This is a genomic window from Wandonia haliotis, assembly GCF_039523435.1.
Classification (GTDB): domain Bacteria; phylum Bacteroidota; class Bacteroidia; order Flavobacteriales_D; family Crocinitomicaceae; genus Wandonia; species Wandonia haliotis.
On record NZ_BAAAFH010000003.1, the window covers coordinates 929771 to 948173 of the forward strand.

Here is an 18403-nt window from a genome sequence, read left to right on the forward strand (position 1 = left end):
GGTTATTTGAGTTGTTCCGGGATAAAACATACCGGAATTTCAACCATTTTGTGTTTATTAATAGTGTTGAGTTTTTTGTAGATATTCAGAACTTCTTTTTGTCTTTCTGAAAGGTTCATTGTTTGACCATTTTCGTTGAACTCCATAGCCCATTCCAGTTCCGGGTAGGTAGCTCCGATCTGATCTTCGTCTGTTCTGTCATCTTCCCACAGTCCATCCGTAGGCGGTGAATTGAGTATCGCATCGATAACTCCCATGTGCTCTCCCAGGGTATAAACCTGAGTTTTCATAAGGTCAGCAATAGGAGAAAGGTCGACACCTCCGTCACCATATTTGGTATAAAAGCCTACTCCGAAATCTTCTACTTTATTTCCAGTCCCCGCTACAAGAAGTCGGTTGGTTTGACCGATGGCATACAACGTCATCATTCGCAAGCGGGAGCGGGAGTTGGCCATAGATAATTGATCCGAAGCCACATCCTTTGGAAGTGCGTTTTCAAAGTGAGAAAAAACACTGGATAATTCAATCTCAAAGGAACTTACATTCGGAAATTTTTGTTCAAGATCACTGATGTGAGCAGCAGCTAAACGGTAGTGTTCCCGTTTTTGCCGGATAGGCATATTCAAACAAATTACCGGAGCTCCTGTTTTGGCACAAAGAGTAGAGGTGACTGCTGAGTCAATACCTCCCGATATTCCAATGATGAAACCTTGTAAACCTGATTGATTCAGATAATCTTTAAGCCAAGCGACTATATGCTCTTCAACTCCCTGGTAATTCAAATCGTACTGGTGTTTTTAGTTAGAATAGAATTCCTAATTTGAATTCTATCAGCATTTGACTGGCTTTAAAGGAACGATACGTCTTGGAAAGATCTGAGTTGATATTGTACAAAGAGCTTCCGTTTCTGTCTGACTTTCCGTTTCCGGAAAACAGAGGAGTGAAAGTATAGTAAAATCCGGCTTCAAGGAATAAACTGGTCGTTCCGATAAAGTTCCATTCTGCTCCGGCAGCCATTCCCCCGGCAGAACGGATGAAAAGCAAATCGTTTTTCGCTTTCATCTTTTCAATGGAGGCTCCTGTTTGTGGTAAAATTCCTTCGAAATTAGTTCCTTCATCATTCACTGTCTGATTGATAACAAAACTTGTTCTGAGTCCAAATTTACCATAGTAACGGAAGTAACCAATAAAGTTTGTTCTGAAGATCAACATCGTAGGAATAGTCAGGACAATAGGCTTTTGTTTCCTTGTAGCAATACGAAAAGTACCTTCTGCATTACTCTCGTCATCTTTGTTCAGATAGATTTCCCGATCGCTGTAATCGTAAAAGAAATTGTTTCCGGCAGTCGGAGAATAGGAGAAACTCTGGAAGTTAAATTCGAGCCCTGTATATAATGCGATATGTGGCTTGAAATTATAATGCAACCCCATTCCGACACCGAAAGAACTTCCCAGTCCATCACTTTCGATTTGATTCGTCTTAAAAGAAGTACTCAACATACCTCCATTAAACACAAAACCTGCCTGAACAACTTTTTCTTCAGCATCCTGAGCATGAAGTGAGGATAGACTTAAGGTCGCTCCCAAAAATAAAGAAACTATTCTTTTCATGTTTTGATGTTTCATTCCGTTAATAGGTTGCAAGAACTTTAGACTGCAATATTAGTGATTTTTTACCTTCGACTCTACCCAAAATACGTAAAATCGAGCGATAAATTGGCGCATTTGATGAAAACTGGCTGATCGAAATTGATTAGTTTTGCTAAAAACTGTGCTATGAGGTGGTATAAACAGGTAGGATTTTTGTGTATTTTACTGACAATAACGGCATGTAAATCCGATCGTCTGGACATTACAGTTCCTGAAAAAGAAGTTGCTATTGAGCTGGTTCGAATGGAGCAGGATTTTGTGAAAATTACTTCTGTAGAAGATGCTCAGATGAAACATAGACAATACGAAGGGTCATTTCCTGAGTTGTATGCGTATTATCTGGGAGCATGTCTTCAGGCGGGAAGGATGGAAGATTCTTTGGTGCATGAAAATTTGTATTTGTTTCTCCGGGATACTTTTATGAGCGGACTGAATTCAGAACTGGTGAATAGATTTTCTGATTTTCCTGAGTATGAATTAATAAAAAACGGATTCATGTATTATTCCTATTATTTCCCGGAGAGTACACTTCCTGAAAAGCTTGTGACCTATAATTCGGTGTTTTCGAATAGTGTTATATCCTCCCCGCATGAAATTGGGATTGGTCTGGAGCGCTATTTGGGAGCTGATGATCCTTTTATAAAAAAACTCCCTGAACAGGTATTCTTTCAGTACATAAAAAAGCAAATGGAGCGAAAGTTCATGGTTCGTGATGCAATGATGAGCTGGATAGGAAGTAATCATTTTCCGGAAGTAGATGATAACCTTGTGATAGCAGAGCAACTGGTACATTGGGGGAAGTTATTGTACCTTGTGGAGGCTACGCTTCCGCGTGAATCAAAAGCTGTTCTTCTTAGATATGACGAAGAGGAGTACAAGTGGGCAGAGGAAAATGAAATTGCTTTCTGGAAGTATTTGGTAGAGGAGAATTTCCTGTTTAAAAGAGAGCAAAAAGTAGCCAGAAATATTTTTTCAGATGGTCCCTTTACGCCCGGACTTCCGATTGAAGAAAAAGCGCCACCACGACTGGGGCAGTTTCTTGGTTGGAAAATTGTAAAACAGTACATGGACGAAAATAAGGAAGTAGAGCTGAAGGAAATGATAAGCGTAGATTATAAAACAATTCTAAAAACGTATAAACCGGAGTAAAGATGAGCAATCCTATAAAGAAAAAATCAGTGATAGAAATAGAGGTGGGAATTAATGAAAATAATGTTCCTCAGGAAATTCACTGGAGTGCGGAAGACGGGAAAGTGAACCGAGAAGAAGCCAGAGCTATGTTATTAGCCCTTTGGGATCCCCGTTCGCAAAACACAATGAAAATTGATTTGTGGACGACTGAGATGTCCGTTGAAGAAATGAAGGTATTTTTTCACCAGACCTTACTGACAATGGCTGATTCATTTCAGAAAGCGACAGGAGAACAGGCAATTGTAGAAGATCTTCGGGATTATTGCTATCATTTTGCTGATAAGATGGATATTATGCCGAAATAGAAACAGGAGCGGGCCGGATATTTATCCGGCCTTTTCTTTTGACCTTGCGATCTCAGGTTACAGTTGTGTAGCCTTCCAGGCGCGGTACAGGTCGAAATAACTCTTCGTTTCCATAACGACCACACCGCCTGTTGTATCTCCATATTTAGCCGGAATTCCGCCGGTGTATACTGAAACTCCTCCGATTGCCACTCCGGGTACTTTAGAAATGTCTCTTGTTTTCACTCCGTCAATAAGATAAACCATTTCTCCTTTTCGGGCTCCTCTGAAATATAATTCTCCATCCTCACTTTTCTGAATGTCAGAAGTCATATTTGAAATCAGGTCAGCCGGATTCTGAATGTTAACATTATGTTTCAGATCCAATGGGGTTAAGGTAATCATGTGTTCATTTCCCGGATCAAGCTTTATTTCGTTGGGATTGTTATAGATGAAAATTACAGTTGTTAGCATTTTAGGGTCAAAAATGACATCTGGTACTTTGCAATACCCATTCGGGCTGACGTAGTTATTCTGTAACCTCATGGTATCTCCCAGAAAAGAGATATTTACCTCATACGTTCCCGGAGGGACAGTAGAAATTCTAAAGCGTCCGTTGTGGTCTGAAACAGATCCTAATATAGCGGTTCCTGTATTTACCCACACGCGGGCTCCAATAATTGGTTCTTCCTCCGATTCAATGATTTTACCGACAATTTCACCGTAGTTCTCCTGTGCGTTGGCCATTACTCCCAATGTTAACGCTAAGCCAAAAATAATTCGTTTCATAACTTAGATTTTGGTATTGGGATGTATGGAGAGCCACTATTCCATAAATAAAACGGGAAAAAATAAGAAAAAAGTAATTATCCGTTTTCAGCGACAACTTCTGTGACCTCCGGAAGATGCTGTTTCAGAAGGTTTTCGATTCCCATTTTAAGCGTGGCAGTTGAGCTGGGACAACCGGAACAAGACCCTTTTAAAATTACAGTCACTACCCCGTTATCATACCCTCTGAAGTCAATTGCTCCTCCGTCACCTTCTACAGCAGGTCGTACATATTCATCTAAAAGCGTACGAATAGCATCATCATATTCGGAAGGTGCTATTTCTTTGCGTGGTTCATCTTCTTTCTCTTCTACTTCCCGTGGTGCAGGCATTTGGATAAGAATTTCTTTTCCGTCACCGATAAAATCACGGATAAATTCCCGCAATTCCATGGTTATATAATCCCACCCGATTGTATCCGTTTTAGTAACCGTGATAAAGTTTGCCGCAATAAAAACACTTTTAACGAAAGGAAAGTTGAATAATTCTTCAGCCAAAGGAGAATATCCTTTCGCTTCTGACTGACTCAGAAACTCTGCTGATTCACCTGATAATAGTATGTGTTTATTGGCAACAAATTTCATTGTTGACGGGTTAGGAGTCATTTCTGCATATATTGTTACGGGAACTTTCATTGTATTCAAATTTTATACAAAGTTAAGGATAATACGCTAAAAGATGGATTGATGATGGTAAAGATATAGCTGAAGTAGATTTCCAATAATCTGAATGCTTTTATTTTGAGGAAATCAAAATATTACTGATATTTGCTTTGTGAGAAGAGTGTATGCCATACTTGCGACTTTAATGGTACTTTTTGTTTTTACAGGAAGTATCGGGGTCAACTTATATCGTTCGTATTGCGATATGAGGGGAGAGGTGGAAACGTTTCTTACATCAGGTAATGATCTGTGCCTCATCATGGAGGAGCAAAGCCTTACGTCATGTTGTTCAGAAGTGTCTTCTGTTTGTAAAGTAGAAGAAGGGAAAAAAGGCGGATGTTGTAGTGAAGAAGAAATAACTATTCGGATAGATCTTCCTTTCAGTCAGCAGTATGCTGCTTTTGGCTTTACTGATATTGTATTCGCTCCCGTATCATTACCTGTAGTTGTTTCTTCGGTTACTTTGGCTGACTGTCCGGAGAAAAGTAGTATTCGCGTCAGACCACCCCCCCGCTATTTCGGAAAAAACTTACTTCCTGTAATTTCTGTTTGGAGAATCTAGAATTGACAGAACCTTATTAAGTTCAGTTGATTTTAGTATTTAAAAAACAGTAAAATGAAAAAATATTTTTTTGTACTTCTGTTAGTCTTGGCTTTCGGACAAACATCTTTCGGACAGGTTACCGGGGTGATTTATGGGGAGTCAGATGGCAGTAAAGAAGCATTAGTAGGAGCACAAGCCTACTTCTTAGGGGCTCAGTCAGGAGCCGTAACAGATGTTGAGGGAAAATTCAGTTTAGCTATTCCCAAACAGATCCCTGACACATTGGTATTTCAATTCACAGGTTTTGAAGCTGACACAATGATTATAACTTCGAAAGAGTCGGTTGAAATAGAAGTCACTTTATATTCAAATATATTTCTCAAAGAGATCGTTGCCGAAGGTAGACAGAAGCCTTCCGGAATTTTACGCATGGAGACCCTCCAGATTGAGCAATTGAATGAGGGAGAATTACGAAAAGCAGCTTGTTGTAATATTTCCGAATCTTTTGAGACAAATGCATCAGTAGATGTGAATTTCACGGATGCTGTATCCGGAGCCCGTCGTATACAAATGATGGGACTTGATGGAGTATATACGCAGGTGCAGCTGGAAAATGTGCCGGTATTCCGCGGACTTTCCAATACATTCGGACTAACAAGTATTCCTGGTACATGGGTCGAGTCTATCCAGATTACCAAAGGGACTGGAAGTGTAATGAACGGATATGAGTCGATGGCAGGATTGATTAATGTGGAGTTAAAGAAATCAGAGACAGCTGAGACTTTTTACTTTAACGCCTATGGAAATCGATTCGGAAGGGCAGAAGTAAACTTTCATGGAGGACATTATGTCGGGAAATCTCATAAGTGGTCAACAGGATGGTTTGTACATGGTTCCGGACTTTTTGCGGAGAATGATAACAACAAAGATGGATTCAGAGATATTCCTTTGAGTCAGACCGCCAGTGTCATGAATAGATGGAGTTATTCCGGAGAAAAAATGGAAATGAAGTTTATGATTACCGGTAGTTATGATCAGAAGTACGGTGGTCAGTTAGGTTACTCTCCGGGAAGCAACGACCTTTCCCGATACGGAGTGGATATTCTGAACCGAAATCTGGAAGCGTATTTGAAAACAGGTTTCTTCCTGAAAAAGCGACGCTTTGGTTCGATCGGACTTATTTACAATGCGAAGTTATTCGAAATGAATACGCGATTCGGAAATGAAAGTTATGACGGATTAGAGAAGCGGTTCTATTTTAATGCGATTTACTCAGACATTATTGGTAATACAAACAACACCATTAATGCCGGTTTGAGTTTTGTATATGTGGATATGGATGAAAAGTTTAACCAGGTTCCGATTACTCGTGAGGAAATTGTTCCGGGAGCTTTTGCTGAATATACTTATACCGGACAGCGTATTACAACTGTTTTGGGAGTACGGGGAGATTACCACAATTTATTTGGCTTTCAGACATCTCCCCGCGTTCATCTAAAATGGCGACTTTCGGAACACACAGATCTTCGTGTTACAGGAGGAAGAGGATGGCGTGTCCCGAACTATGTCGCGGATAATGTGTATATGATGGCTACCAACCGAATCTGGGTAAATAATGCAAACCTTCAGCCGGAAATAAGTTGGAATATGGGAGGTTCAGTTGTACAGGGATTCAAATTGTTCGGAAAAACAGCAGGTATAACGGTTGATTACTACCACACACGTTTTGTAGACCAGTTGATTATGGATCTGGAAGATCCGTACACAGTACAGTTTTACAATATGCAGGGGACATCTTATTCTAATACATTGCAGGCGGAATTCAACTATGAACCCTTTAATGGGTTTGATTTCAAAGTGATCTATAAACTTACTGATGTAAAAGCCAATTTTGGGGGAGAGTTCCAACAGAAAATGATGGTACCCGTACACCGTGGAATGGTAAACTTTGCTTACATAACCCGAAATAAAAAATGGGAATTTGATCTAACGGGAACATTGATGGGAATGATGCGTTTGAATCCGGTACCGGATGCCTATGCTGCTGATTTCCCGGAACGATCTGATGTTTTTGGCACGATTAATGCACAAATTACATACGTGTATAAGAAGTGGGATTTTTATCTGGGAGGTGAAAACCTGACCAATTATATTCAGAAGAATGCTATTGTTGGGGCAGACGATCCTTTCGGGAACTATTTTGATGCTACCCGTGTGTATGCTCCGATAGCTGGTGCTAATGTGTATATAGGTGTGCGCTATAAGATTAAAAGAAAAGATAAACATAAATAAGAATGAGAACATTAATGATTGTATTTGGTTTGTTGCTGACATCGTTAGCATACGGACAGGAAAAGAAACCACAGATAGTTATTCAAACATCTGCGGAATGTGGACAGTGTAAAGACAGAGTCGAAGAAAAACTGAATTATACTTCGGGAATTATTTTTGCGGAATTGGATGTGCCAACCAAACAGTTAACGGTTAAGTACAAAGCCAACAAGATTACGGCCGATGAAATCCGTAAAATTCTCTCTGATCTGGGGTACGATGCAGATGGTGTGAAAGCAGATCCGGAAGCGGTAGCCAAACTGCCTCTATGTTGCCAACCGGGAGGAATGGATGGACATGAACATTAATTATTGTTATTCTCCAGAGATAAGGCTTGCTCAACGATAGAGCAGCTGAGTTGATGGTCAAATTTCTGAACCGCGTTCCGGATAACATCTTTCGGAATGCGGTTTTTGTTTTCTAACCACTGTGAAATTGTAGCCGCCAGACTTTCTGCATTCATAGATTCAAACAAATAACCACTTTTTCCATATTCTAACAGCTCAGGGCTTCCACCTGCATTACTGGCAATAACAGGTTTGCCGGATGCCATTGCTTCTATGGTTACCATTCCGAATGTTTCGGCTTTGGATGCCATAACGAGAGCATCTATAGCATGATAGAAAACCTCAACATCTTGTCTGAACGGACGAATGAAAATACGATTCTCCAGATGGTTTTTCCGGATGAATTCGAGAAGTTCTTCATAGTATGTTTTCCCTTCAGATTCTCCATCACCTTTAGTGGGTTCACCTAGCAAACATACATAGAGATTAGGAGTAGATTGTAGCATATTAAAAGCCTTAAGTAAAAGATCTTGCCCTTTCCCCTGATCAAAACGTCCGATCAGGCCTAAGATAGTTCCTTCTGTTGGCAGATCCAGTTGTTTCCGGCAGTTGATCGGATCTTTTTCGATGTAGTCTGATAAAACAATTCCGTCCGGAATAACCTGTATCCGATCATGTGGCATACGAGTCCACACTTTTACCTGATTGGCGAGTCCCTCAAGTGGACATGACCAAAGATCTAATCCTTTGTATCTGATGGTGTGTAGCAAGTCACGTTTCGAAACACCAAGTTGCATAGCCATGAAGTAGGACAGATGAAAAGGACGAAAAGAGAGTCGTTTGGCAAGTACGGAAAGACTAATGTCTCTTGTATCCCTTAGTAATACATGGGTAATGCCCTCTTGCCTGATAATCCTCTTTAAGCGAATGGCAGCAGGAATGTCATAATATTTTTTGTGCTTTTTTATTGGAAGAACTTCAATACCGGCCTTTTTTGCTGTTGTGTACAAAGGAGATCCTTTTCGGCAAAGGATAACAACCGAATGTTGTCTTTCTTGCATCCAAAGTGCGCATTTGAGGTGGTTCATTTCTAATCCCCCCCAACTCATAGATCCGCATAGGTAGGCCAATTTTTGTTTCATACTACGAAGTTACTTTTTTGAATGGTTCCTTTATCTTTGTTTTATGGAAAAAGGATGGATTATTCCCTGTAACGGGAAAACGCCAAAAGTAGGCGAAAATTGCTGGATTGCTCCGAATGCAACCCTTGTTGGTGATTTTGAATGCGGGAGTGAGTGCTCATTTTGGTTCAACGCAGTGGTTCGGGGAGATGTAAACAGTATCCGGTTCGGAAATCGGGTCAACGTTCAGGATGGCGCAGTAATCCATTGTACGTATGAAAAGACGAAAACGATTATTGGAAATAACGTTTCTATCGGGCACAATGCTCTTGTACATGGATGTACAGTTGAAGACAACGTATTGATTGGAATGGGAGCGATTGTTATGGACAATTGTTATATCGAAGAGGGAAGTATTATTGCTGCCGGGGCTGTCTTAACAGAAGGGACTCACGTAAAAGCAGGAAGTTTATATGCAGGAGTTCCGGCAAAGTTCAGAAAAGAAGTGGATGAGCGATTGAGAGAAGGGGAGATAGAACGAATAGCCAGAAATTATGTGAAATATTCGGGGTGGTTTAAATAATCACTAAAGTTGAATCTTTGTCGCATTAATGGAGCAGTCCATGAAAATTTCGGCTTTTTCATCGAAATCCGCGGGGTTTTCTGTGGTGTAGTATTCGGTTTGTCCGGTTTTTCGCAATTTATTCTCCATCCATTGATGGCGATGCAGGTAATCTTTCAGGCTTAATGCAACAATTTCTCCCTGGGGAACCAGTTGAATATCCGGGGAAATAAACGATTCAATAACGGGTTGTACAATAGGATAATGTGTACAGCCTAAAAGTATTGTATCAATAGAAGGATCCTGACTAAGAAGTGTTTCAACATCCTGTTGTATGATCATTCGCCCCGGAACTGATTCGTGCATATTATTTTCAATCAGGGGAACCCAAAGCGGGCAGGCTAACTGCGTAACGGATAAATCGGGGTAGAATTTCTCCAATTCTATTAGATAGGAGCGGGATTTTATGGTTCCTTTAGTTCCTAATATTCCTACATGTCCTGATGAGGTGAATTTTCCTACAACTTCTGTTGTCGGTCGGATAACTCCGAGAACACGTTTGTCCATACCCAAAGTATGTAAATCATTTCGTTGTATAGAACGCAGCGCCTTTGCAGATGCAGTATTACAAGCCAAAATAACCAGATCACAATCCAACTCAAAGAGTTTCTTTACAGCTTCCAGTGTAAACCGGTACACGACTTCGAAGGAACGGTTTCCATAGGGAGTTCGGGCATTATCTCCCAGATAGATGTAATCGTAATCGGGAAGGATACGTTGCAATTCGGAAAGGACTGTCAGACCTCCGTAACCTGAATCAAAAACACCTATTTTTTTCTTCCTTTCCATCTTTTAAAGGTACAAAAAAGGTCTTCGTAACTACGAAGACCTCTCTAAATTATTTATGGAATAACTTATGGTTTTTTTGTCTCAGACTCTTTTTCAAGCTTTAACAATTCGACCATTACTTCGTTTGTGATATCCTCTCCGTTTGCATATAAAGCAGAAGAAACATCCAATACGTAATTCAATTTTTTACGATCAGAAACAATTTTTACAGCTTCCTGTACACGAGCCAGAATAGGCTCGTTGAAACGCTGCTGTAGGATTTGAAGATCCTGTTCAAGTGTCGCCTGACGTTCCTGGTAAGCCTGCTCTTTAGCCTGGATTTTCTTAGCTTTCATTTCAAGCATTAGCGGTGATTCTCCGTTAGTTTGAGCGGTTTCATATTCTTTGTATAGCTTACGAAGTTGCTCTTCCAGTTCCTGAAGTTCAGTCATTCCGTCTTGTTGGAATTTCTGAATCTCTTTTATAGCTTGTTTACGTGAAGGCATAGTATCCAAAAGTTGCTGCGAATTAACATGAGCAATTTTAGACTGAGCATTTACAGCTGTTCCACTGATCACAAGCATTAGGATAAAAAGTAACTTTTTCATTTTTTCTTTCTTTGGTTTTTATACTACTTATTTTGTTGAAATACCCAGTTCTCGAAGAACCCGGTCACTCAAATCATACTTCGAATCCGCGAATATAAGATTTGATTGGTTAGCTTTGTCAAAAACGAAGCTATAATTTCCTTTTGAGGCTACTTTTTCAAGCGCATCATAGATTTGGTCCTGAATTGGTTTGATAAGTTCCTGACGTTTCTGGAACAGTTCTCCTCCTACACCAAAATACCCGCGTTGAAGTGCCATAATCTCCTCTTCCAATACATCTATTTCCTCCTTTCTTTTTTCCCGAACCTCATCCGGAAGCAGTACTTCTTCGCGGGCAAAGGCATCTTTCTTTTTGTTTAGTACCTCGTACCGGTTGTCGATATCCTGTTGCCATCGTTCTGAAAACTTGTTAAGCTTTTCTTTGTTCTCAGCATACTCAGGCAAGTTGTCCAAAATGTATTTGGAATCGATATACCCGTACTTTTGACTAAGTGAAGCAAAAGTGATGCCAAAAATGAAAGTCAGAAATAAAATTGCTTTTTTCATACGATTATAAAGTTGATTATAACTCTCCTAAATTCATACCAATCGTGAAGTGTAATACTCCGTTAAATCCTTTTTGCTTAATTGTAGTATTATGGTTTGAGTAACCATTAGAATGTGGATCCAGTTTGTCAAATCCGAAACCATAATCAAGTCCTAACATACCAAACATAGGCAGGAATATGCGGACTCCCAAACCGGCACTCTTTTTTACACGGAATGGATTAAACTTATTGAATGAGGTATACGTATTACCGGCTTCAACAAAACCAAGAACATAGAATGTAGCACTTGGATTTAAGGAAATAGGATAACGTAACTCCATGGTATATTTCGCTACAATAGGATCTCCTAATGCAGAGGATACTCCCTGATTGTTTTGTGGGTCATTATAGCCTCTGAGCGCGATGATCTCCCGACCATCAAGCTGATTAATCCCCGTAAGACCGGAACCTCCGACATAATATCTCTCGAACGGAGAAATACCTTTCGCCTGGGAGTATGCCCCCATCATTCCAAAACCAAAACGCGGCATAAGTACGAGCTTTTTATCTTTTGAAAGAGGGAAGTAAAATTCTCCGGTAAACTTGATTTTATAATATTCTGTGTACTTAAAGCGCTCCTGAGACGTAAGCGATGAATAGTCATCAATTCCATCAAAGAATGAATACGGAAGCGTAGCTTTAGCGCTAAACGTTAATTTAGAACCTTCTTTCGGATAAATAGGATTGTCAATGGAGTTTCGGGATAACATAAACTTGTAGGCAATATTATTGGAGTATCCATCATCAAAAGCAAAAATGTTGGAGTAATTTTTCACATCATAATACTGATAGGACAATTCATGGTAAGAAGTGAAGTAATCATCCGGCCATTTCAATCTTCTTCCGAATCCTACACCAAAACCACTTATAGACACTCCCTGATAATCCGGATCTTTTCGTTTAAAGTTATTCCCGAACTGTGAGTGATTTAACCAGACAGATAGTGAATTTGGTTTTTTTCCTCCTAACCAGGGTTCTGTGAAAGAGAGGTTATAGGACTGATAAAAACGACCGTTGGTTTGAGCTCGTATTGCCAGTTGTTGTCCATCCCCGGAGGGAAGCGGTTGCCAGGCTCCTTTTTTGAAGAAGTTTTTCGTTGAGAAGTTATTGAAGGAAAGTCCTAATGTACCAATAATTCTCCCGGCTCCATAACCTCCGGATAGTTCGATCTGATCCGATGATTTTTCTTCAACAGTATATTCAATATCAACGGTACCGTCCTGTGGGTTCGGGATAGGGTTCACTTGGAAAGCTTCCGGGTTAAAATATCCCAACTGTGCCAATTCGCGCTGTGTACGAATGATATCATTTCGGTTGAATAAATCCCCCGGTTTGGTACGGATTTCTCTACGGATTACGTGTTCATTCGTTTTTGTATTTCCACGAATAATAATGTTCTTCACACGCGCTTCTTTACCTTCAACAATGCGCATCTGGTAATTGATATGATTGTTTTCGGTAATACTTATCTCAACAGGAGTCAGGTTGAAGAATAAATATCCCCTGTCCATGTATAATGATGTGATATCACGACCGTCTTCGCTCATGAAAAGGCGTTGCTCAAGTAAAGCTTTATTGTAAGGATCTCCTTTTTTTATACCTAAAATTGTATCCAAATAACCGGATCTGAATTTTGTATTACCAACCCATTCGATTTCTCCGAAATAATATTTACTTCCTTCCTCAACAACAATGTCAATTCCAAGATTTTTGTTATTAATCAGGTAAACAGAGTCTCTTACGATACGGGCATCACGGAAACCAAATTCATTGTACTTGTTCAATACATTGTTTTTGTCACGTTTAAATGCCGTACGATTGTATTTTGAATTCTTGAACAGACGCCAGATCGCTTTCGTCTTAGTGTCTTTCATTGCCCGGCGTAGTTTACCTGCTTTTATGGATTCGTTTCCGTAAAAGTTGATATCACGAATACGGACTTTATTTCCTTTGTTTACATCAATAAAAAAGTACTCCGAATTAGCAATTAATGTATCTTCCTTTCGCACAACATTTACAGTTGCGTTGTAGAATCCTTTCTCAATATAAAAAGCACGCACTTTGAATGCAGTGGTGTTTACCAGGTTTTCTGAAATTGTTTTTCCGGAGAAAAGATCAATCTCAGGTCGTATTTTGTCAGCTTCTTTTTTAGATACATTGTCACTGAACGTGAAGAAGGAAAGTTTAGGGCGGGGTTGCAGAGCTATTTTTAAGTAAACTACATCACCGATTATTTTGTCTGCGTAAATCTGAACATCACTAAAAAGTCCTTCCTCCCATAAGTTGCGGATAGCCTGTGTGATTTTTTCCCCGGGAATCATGATCTTATCACCTTGCCTAAGTCCGGCGATAGCTTTAATAGCCTGGGGGTCAAAATTGTCGGCACCATCAATGAAAATAGGTCCTATTTCGTATTCCTGAGGCTTAAGATAATCCTGGCTGAATGAAGTCAGAGTAATTAGTATACCGGCAACTATCAGGATATATTTGTTCAAATTCATTTAACTATTTTAATTGTTCGGATACCATTCCAAAACGACGTTCTCTGTTTTGGAAATTAAGAATGGCACTGTAGAAGTCTTCTTGTTGAAAATCAGGCCAGAGTTTATCACAAAAATAGAACTCCGAATAGGCAATTTGCCAAAGAAGAAAATTACTGATCCGGTGTTCTCCACTTGTCCTGATTAGTAGTTCCGGATCGGGGATTCCTTTTGTGGATAGATAATTTTCAAGGGTCTCTTCGTTAATCTCTTTCGGGGTGATTTTTCCCTCCGCAACGCAACCTGCAATTTCTCTGACGGCTTGTGTTATCTCCCACTTTGCACTGTAATTCAAAGCGAGAACCAGATTGACTTTTGAGTTGTGTGCAGTAGCTTCTTCAGCTTGTCTCAATTCATTCCGGCAGTCTTCGGGTAGTCCCTGAACATTCCCAATGCTCATCAGTTTAACTTCGTCCTTGTTGAGCGCTTCCACTTCGTTGGAAATTGTGCGAACCAACAAATCCATTAATCCATCAACTTCTTCTTTGGGACGACTCCAGTTTTCTGTGGAAAAAGCGTAGAGAGTTAAGTATTTAACACCCAGTTGAGCCGCAGCTTTAAGTGTCTCTCTGACAGCTTCAACACCTACTGCATGACCAAATAGTCTTTCATGACCTTGTTGTCGGGCCCATCTTCCATTCCCATCCATGATAATAGCGACATGGTTAGGAATATTATTCATATTAATTTGACTCAATACACTCATTTTACCTTAGCGGTCGTTCATTGGGGACAGCGAAATTAACACATCAAACGCACTCTTACAATGAATATTATATAAATGATGTTAAAAAAAAGAGGGATATGGCGAACCAAATCCCTCCCGAAACAAATATACAAATTTTTACTCTGCCAGAACAATAATCTTGTTATTCAGCATTTCAACCACTCCCCCTTTGATGTGAACAAGAAGTTGTTTATCTGATCCCGCTTTTTCAACGCGACCATTCGCCGAGTCAAACTTTGCTACAGGGCTTTTCAGATCAATTTTAATTTGTCCTTCAGCCAAAGCAGAAATGATAGGCGCGTGGTTGTTCAATATCTGAAACAGACCATCCTTTCCGGGAAGCTGAACTGCTTCAATTTCTCCGTTAAAGACTTTTGATTCCGGCGTGATTATCTCTAAAATCATTGCTTTTGTTGTTTTAGTCCGGTTAAAGACCGGTTAAAATTTAAGCCTCAGCAAGCATTTTATCTCCCGCTTCGACTACATCCTGAATACCACCTTTCAGGTTGAATGCTGCTTCAGGATACTTATCCAACTCTCCGTCAAGAATCATGTTGAATCCTTTGATCGTATCGTTGATGTCAACCAATACTCCCGGGATTCCCGTAAACTGCTCTGCTACGTGGAACGGCTGAGACAAGAAACGTTGTACACGACGTGCGCGGTGTACGATAAGCTTATCTTCCTCAGAAAGTTCATCCATACCAAGAATAGCAATGATATCCTGAAGTTCTTTATAACGTTGAAGTGTTTCTTTTACGCGTTGTGCACACTTGTAGTGCTCATTTCCTACGATTTCCGGAGTAAGGATTCGTGAAGTAGAATCCAATGGATCTACTGCTGGATAAATACCTAGCTCGGCAATCTTACGAGACAATACAGTTGTTGCATCCAGGTGAGCAAAGGTTGTCGCAGGAGCAGGGTCAGTAAGGTCATCCGCAGGTACATATACTGCCTGAACCGATGTAATCGAACCTCTTTTTGTTGAAGTAATACGTTCCTGCATGGCTCCCATCTCTGTTGCCAGAGTTGGCTGGTAACCTACCGCAGAAGGCATACGTCCAAGAAGTGCTGATACCTCAGAACCAGCCTGTGTGAATCGGAAGATGTTATCCACGAAGAAAAGAATATCTTTTCCTTGTCCATCACCTTCACCGTCACGATAGTACTCTGCCATTGTCAATCCTGAAAGAGCTACACGAGCACGTGCTCCGGGAGGCTCATTCATCTGACCGAATACGAAAGTAGCTTTTGAGTCTTTCAAAGCTGAAGTGTCAACTTTGGAAAGATCCCATCCACCTTCTTCCATAGAATGCATAAAGTCGTCACCATACTTAATAATACCTGACTCAAGCATCTCTCTCAAAAGGTCATTCCCTTCACGAGTTCGCTCACCAACACCGGCAAACACAGAAAGACCTCCGTGACCTTTTGCAATGTTGTTAATCAACTCCTGAATCAATACCGTTTTACCTACACCGGCACCACCGAACAAACCAATTTTACCTCCTTTTGCGTAAGGCTCGATAAGGTCAATTACTTTGATACCTGTAAAAAGAATTTCTGTCGAAGTAGACAGGTCTTCAAATTTAGGTGCTTCACGGTGAATAGGAAGTCCGTTAGCGTTATCAACAACGGATAGACCGTCAATAGATTCACCTACCACATTGAACAAACGACCTTTAATCTGGTCTCCTGTTGGCATTTTTATGGCATTTCCGGTAGCGATTACCTCCATCCCTCTTGTAAATCCGTCGGTAGAGTCCATCGAGATCGCACGAACCGTGTCTTGTCCAACATGCTGTTGAACCTCAAGAACTACACGTGTACCATCTGCTTTGAAAACCTCTAGCGCATCATAAATGTTTGGAAGCTCAACTCCCTTTTCAAAACTAACATCGATCACAGGTCCGATAACCTGTGCAACTTTACCTTTAATATTAGCCATTATGGTGACTTTTTAATATGAAATTCTAAATTCGCGGCAAAGATATACAATAAAATCTATCTGGGAAAAAATTATGTTTCATTCTTTTTGAACAATTTCCTTTCCCGTTGTTGATTTTTCCGCTCTGTTTCGTCCGCGGCGCAATTTTGTTACTTTTGTGTTTCAAAATGTCCGGCTAGTGAAAGTATTTAACGGTCTTGAAAAAGTATATTCGATTCCCAACCCGGTTCTGACAATAGGAACGTTCGACGGGGTTCATCTTGGGCATCAGAAAATTCTTGAAAAGATAAAACGAAGAGCAGAGGAAATTGGTGGAGAAACGGTACTGTTTACTTTTCATCCTCACCCGAGAACGGTTCTCTTTCCTGAACACCATAATTTAAAACTGATCCAGACACAGGAGGAGAAGCTGGATAAACTGCGACGTATCGGAGTGGATAATATTATTGTCTACCCGTTCAGTAAAGAATTTTCCCGTACACCGGCAACTTCATTTGTCAGGGATTATCTTGTTAATAAGATCAAGGTGCATACTATTGTTATTGGTTATGATCACCAGTTTGGGAAGAACCGCGAAGGAAGTCTGGAACACCTTCAGGAACTGGCACCGATGTTTGGGTTCGAAGTGATTGAAATTTCAGCCAGAGAAGTGGACGATGTCAATGTCAGTTCTACCAAGATCAGAAAAGCATTGGAGAGAGGAGATATTCAAACGGCTAATACCTTTCTGGGAGAGCCTTTTCAGTTGACCGGGAAAGTAGTGAAAGGAAAAGGGATAGGAAGAGGTATCGGTTACCCGACCGCTAATATAGAAGTGGCGGATGAACTGAAAATGATTCCTGCCAATGGTGTATATGCTGTGCGTTGTCAGGTGAAAGGTCGTATTGTAAGCGGGATGATGAATATTGGTGTTCGACCTACTTTGGATGATTCCGAGACGAGAACAATAGAAGTGAATCTGTTTGACTTCAGAGAAGATATTTATGATGAAAAAATTCTCGTTGAGGTGATACAATTTCTTCGTTCGGAAAAACGTTTTGAAAGTATAGATGAGCTAATTCTTCAGATACAGCATGATGAAAAAACTACTCGCAATATTTTGTCTGATATTTCTATGGAACTACATAGTTTATAGTCAGGATAACAGGGTTTTTAATCCTGATCTGAATTGGCTAACAATAGAAGAGGCAAGAAATGTGCCTCCGGATAGTGTTTTTCATTTAACACTAAAAAAAGAAAAACTGTCAGGTGAGGAATTACCGGAAGAGATTTTTCAGTACAGGAATCTAAAATCTCTTTCACTAAGAGGGACCAAAATTACTACGCTGGATGAGAAAATCGTTAATTTTACTCAGCTTACTTTTTTGGATCTCGGAAGAAATCGTTTACCGGTCTTTCCTGTAATTATTTGTCGTTTCCAATTTTTGGAAACATTGGTTCTACACCGGAATAGTTTGAATTATATTCCTGCAGCGGTTGAAAATTTACAACACTTAAAACATCTTGATCTTTGGGAGACGCCGGTAATGAATTTACCTGAAGAAATGGAGAAGTTACCGGAACTGGAATATGTCGATATGCGGGGGATCAATATGAACCCCGAAACACAAGAGCAATTAAAAAAGCGATTCCCACAGGTGAAACTGGAGCTGGATCCTCCTTGTAACTGTTTCCGTTGATTTAGGTTAAGTTATCCTGTGATTAA

20 protein-coding genes are annotated in these 18403 nt (G+C 40.2%); 8 read left to right on the plus strand and 12 right to left on the minus strand.

The features are described 5' to 3' along the window. Window positions 1-2: 2 nt before the first annotated feature. Complete coding sequence (gene nadE, locus ABDZ97_RS04705) at window positions 3-782, minus strand: NAD(+) synthase (protein ID WP_343785409.1); 780 nt, start codon at window positions 780-782, stop codon at window positions 3-5. A 19-nt stretch (window positions 783-801) separates the two neighbouring features. Beyond that, window positions 802-1611, minus strand: coding sequence for an outer membrane beta-barrel protein (locus tag ABDZ97_RS04710; protein WP_343785410.1), 810 nt, complete (start codon window positions 1609-1611; stop codon window positions 802-804). Window positions 1612-1776: 165 nt separating this feature from the next. On the opposite strand from ABDZ97_RS04710, the gene gldB reads away from it, so the two are divergent. Both gldB and gldC read left to right on the plus strand, forming a co-directional pair. After that, window positions 1777-2799, plus strand: coding sequence for a gliding motility lipoprotein GldB (gene gldB / locus ABDZ97_RS04715; protein ID WP_343785411.1), 1023 nt, complete (start codon window positions 1777-1779; stop codon window positions 2797-2799). Between the two features lie 2 nt (window positions 2800-2801). Beyond that, a complete protein-coding gene (gene gldC, locus ABDZ97_RS04720) occupies window positions 2802-3146 on the plus strand; it encodes a gliding motility protein GldC (protein ID WP_343785412.1) in 345 nt (114 codons plus the stop codon). Window positions 3147-3203: 57 nt separating this feature from the next. On the opposite strand, the gene ABDZ97_RS04725 is transcribed toward gldC, so the two are convergent. Together ABDZ97_RS04725 and ABDZ97_RS04730 are read right to left on the minus strand one after the other, a co-directional pair. After that, complete coding sequence (locus tag ABDZ97_RS04725) at window positions 3204-3914, minus strand: carboxypeptidase regulatory-like domain-containing protein (RefSeq protein ID WP_343785413.1); 711 nt, start codon at window positions 3912-3914, stop codon at window positions 3204-3206. A gap of 77 nt (window positions 3915-3991) precedes the next feature. After that, window positions 3992-4588: a NifU family protein gene (locus ABDZ97_RS04730; protein ID WP_343785414.1), complete on the minus strand. Its 597-nt coding sequence runs from the start codon at window positions 4586-4588 to the stop codon at window positions 3992-3994. Between the two features lie 139 nt (window positions 4589-4727). Between ABDZ97_RS04730 and ABDZ97_RS04735 the strand changes: the two genes are divergently transcribed. The 3 genes from ABDZ97_RS04735 to ABDZ97_RS04745 are packed head-to-tail and all read left to right on the plus strand — an operon-like array spanning window position 4728 to window position 7798. Continuing rightward, complete coding sequence (locus ABDZ97_RS04735; RefSeq protein WP_343785415.1) at window positions 4728-5177, plus strand: hypothetical protein; 450 nt, start codon at window positions 4728-4730, stop codon at window positions 5175-5177. A 54-nt stretch (window positions 5178-5231) separates the two neighbouring features. Next, a complete protein-coding gene (locus ABDZ97_RS04740) occupies window positions 5232-7451 on the plus strand; it encodes a TonB-dependent receptor (RefSeq protein WP_343785416.1) in 2220 nt (739 codons plus the stop codon). Between the two features lie 2 nt (window positions 7452-7453). Continuing rightward, window positions 7454-7798, plus strand: a complete 345-nt coding sequence (locus ABDZ97_RS04745) for a cation transporter (RefSeq protein ID WP_343785417.1) — start codon at window positions 7454-7456, stop codon at window positions 7796-7798. Here the strand turns inward: ABDZ97_RS04745 and ABDZ97_RS04750 are convergent. Continuing rightward, window positions 7795-8919, minus strand: a complete 1125-nt coding sequence (locus tag ABDZ97_RS04750) for a glycosyltransferase family 4 protein (RefSeq protein WP_343785418.1) — start codon at window positions 8917-8919, stop codon at window positions 7795-7797. The two genes, ABDZ97_RS04745 and ABDZ97_RS04750, sit on opposite strands and share 4 nt — an antisense overlap. A 43-nt stretch (window positions 8920-8962) precedes the next feature. Between ABDZ97_RS04750 and ABDZ97_RS04755 the strand changes: the two genes are divergently transcribed. After that, on the plus strand, window positions 8963-9481 hold the full coding sequence (locus ABDZ97_RS04755) for a gamma carbonic anhydrase family protein (protein WP_343785419.1): 519 nt from the start codon (window positions 8963-8965) through the stop codon (window positions 9479-9481). 3 nt (window positions 9482-9484) lie between these two features. Here the strand turns inward: ABDZ97_RS04755 and murI are convergent, their stop codons facing one another. The 7 genes from murI to atpD form a co-directional block, all read right to left on the minus strand. Next, window positions 9485-10309 carry a glutamate racemase gene (gene murI / locus ABDZ97_RS04760; RefSeq protein WP_343785420.1) on the minus strand — a complete coding sequence of 275 codons (825 nt, stop codon included), beginning with the start codon at window positions 10307-10309 and terminating at the stop codon, window positions 9485-9487. 65 nt (window positions 10310-10374) lie between these two features. Then, window positions 10375-10896: an OmpH/Skp family outer membrane protein gene (locus ABDZ97_RS04765; RefSeq protein WP_343785421.1), complete on the minus strand. Its 522-nt coding sequence runs from the start codon at window positions 10894-10896 to the stop codon at window positions 10375-10377. Between the two features lie 27 nt (window positions 10897-10923). Further along, window positions 10924-11442 carry an OmpH/Skp family outer membrane protein gene (locus ABDZ97_RS04770; RefSeq protein WP_343785422.1) on the minus strand — a complete coding sequence of 173 codons (519 nt, stop codon included), beginning with the start codon at window positions 11440-11442 and terminating at the stop codon, window positions 10924-10926. A gap of 16 nt (window positions 11443-11458) precedes the next feature. Next, a complete protein-coding gene (bamA, locus tag ABDZ97_RS04775) occupies window positions 11459-13984 on the minus strand; it encodes an outer membrane protein assembly factor BamA (protein ID WP_343785423.1) in 2526 nt (841 codons plus the stop codon). Window positions 13985-13988: 4 nt separating this feature from the next. Continuing rightward, window positions 13989-14729, minus strand: a complete 741-nt coding sequence (uppS, locus tag ABDZ97_RS04780) for an undecaprenyl pyrophosphate synthase (protein ID WP_343785424.1) — start codon at window positions 14727-14729, stop codon at window positions 13989-13991. Between the two features lie 138 nt (window positions 14730-14867). Then, entirely contained in the window at window positions 14868-15155 is a 288-nt protein-coding gene (locus ABDZ97_RS04785; protein ID WP_343785425.1) for a FoF1 ATP synthase subunit delta/epsilon, read from the minus strand. A 40-nt stretch (window positions 15156-15195) separates the two neighbouring features. Further along, a complete protein-coding gene (atpD, locus tag ABDZ97_RS04790; RefSeq protein WP_343785426.1) occupies window positions 15196-16698 on the minus strand; it encodes a F0F1 ATP synthase subunit beta in 1503 nt (500 codons plus the stop codon). A 178-nt stretch (window positions 16699-16876) separates the two neighbouring features. Between atpD and ABDZ97_RS04795 the strand changes: the two genes are divergently transcribed. Next, a complete protein-coding gene (locus ABDZ97_RS04795) occupies window positions 16877-17833 on the plus strand; it encodes a bifunctional riboflavin kinase/FAD synthetase (RefSeq protein WP_343785427.1) in 957 nt (318 codons plus the stop codon). Then, entirely contained in the window at window positions 17772-18377 is a 606-nt protein-coding gene (locus ABDZ97_RS04800) for a leucine-rich repeat domain-containing protein (protein WP_343785428.1), read from the plus strand. The genes ABDZ97_RS04795 and ABDZ97_RS04800 overlap by 62 nt, the downstream gene beginning before the upstream one ends. Window positions 18378-18403: the final 26 nt, after the last annotated feature.

Bases quoted from the DNA above. Each gene is read 5' to 3' on its own strand.
- ABDZ97_RS04710 (WP_343785410.1), bottom strand. From the start codon at position 1,611: ATGAAAAGAATAGTTTCTTTATTTTTGGGAGCGACCTTAAGTCTATCC.
- gldB (WP_343785411.1), top strand. From the start codon at position 1,777: ATGAGGTGGTATAAACAGGTAGGATTTTTGTGTATTTTACTGACAATA.
- gldC (WP_343785412.1), top strand. From the start codon at position 2,802: ATGAGCAATCCTATAAAGAAAAAATCAGTGATAGAAATAGAGGTGGGA.
- ABDZ97_RS04725 (WP_343785413.1), bottom strand. From the start codon at position 3,914: ATGAAACGAATTATTTTTGGCTTAGCGTTAACATTGGGAGTAATGGCC.
- ABDZ97_RS04730 (WP_343785414.1), bottom strand. From the start codon at position 4,588: ATGAAAGTTCCCGTAACAATATATGCAGAAATGACTCCTAACCCGTCA.
- ABDZ97_RS04740 (WP_343785416.1), top strand. From the start codon at position 5,232: ATGAAAAAATATTTTTTTGTACTTCTGTTAGTCTTGGCTTTCGGACAA.
- ABDZ97_RS04745 (WP_343785417.1), top strand. From the start codon at position 7,454: ATGAGAACATTAATGATTGTATTTGGTTTGTTGCTGACATCGTTAGCA.
- ABDZ97_RS04750 (WP_343785418.1), bottom strand. From the start codon at position 8,919: ATGAAACAAAAATTGGCCTACCTATGCGGATCTATGAGTTGGGGGGGA.
- ABDZ97_RS04755 (WP_343785419.1), top strand. From the start codon at position 8,963: ATGGAAAAAGGATGGATTATTCCCTGTAACGGGAAAACGCCAAAAGTA.
- murI (WP_343785420.1), bottom strand. From the start codon at position 10,309: ATGGAAAGGAAGAAAAAAATAGGTGTTTTTGATTCAGGTTACGGAGGT.
- ABDZ97_RS04765 (WP_343785421.1), bottom strand. From the start codon at position 10,896: ATGAAAAAGTTACTTTTTATCCTAATGCTTGTGATCAGTGGAACAGCT.
- ABDZ97_RS04770 (WP_343785422.1), bottom strand. From the start codon at position 11,442: ATGAAAAAAGCAATTTTATTTCTGACTTTCATTTTTGGCATCACTTTT.
- bamA (WP_343785423.1), bottom strand. From the start codon at position 13,984: ATGAATTTGAACAAATATATCCTGATAGTTGCCGGTATACTAATTACT.
- uppS (WP_343785424.1), bottom strand. From the start codon at position 14,729: ATGAGTGTATTGAGTCAAATTAATATGAATAATATTCCTAACCATGTC.
- ABDZ97_RS04785 (WP_343785425.1), bottom strand. From the start codon at position 15,155: ATGATTTTAGAGATAATCACGCCGGAATCAAAAGTCTTTAACGGAGAA.
- atpD (WP_343785426.1), bottom strand. From the start codon at position 16,698: ATGGCTAATATTAAAGGTAAAGTTGCACAGGTTATCGGACCTGTGATC.
- ABDZ97_RS04800 (WP_343785428.1), top strand. From the start codon at position 17,772: ATGATGAAAAAACTACTCGCAATATTTTGTCTGATATTTCTATGGAAC.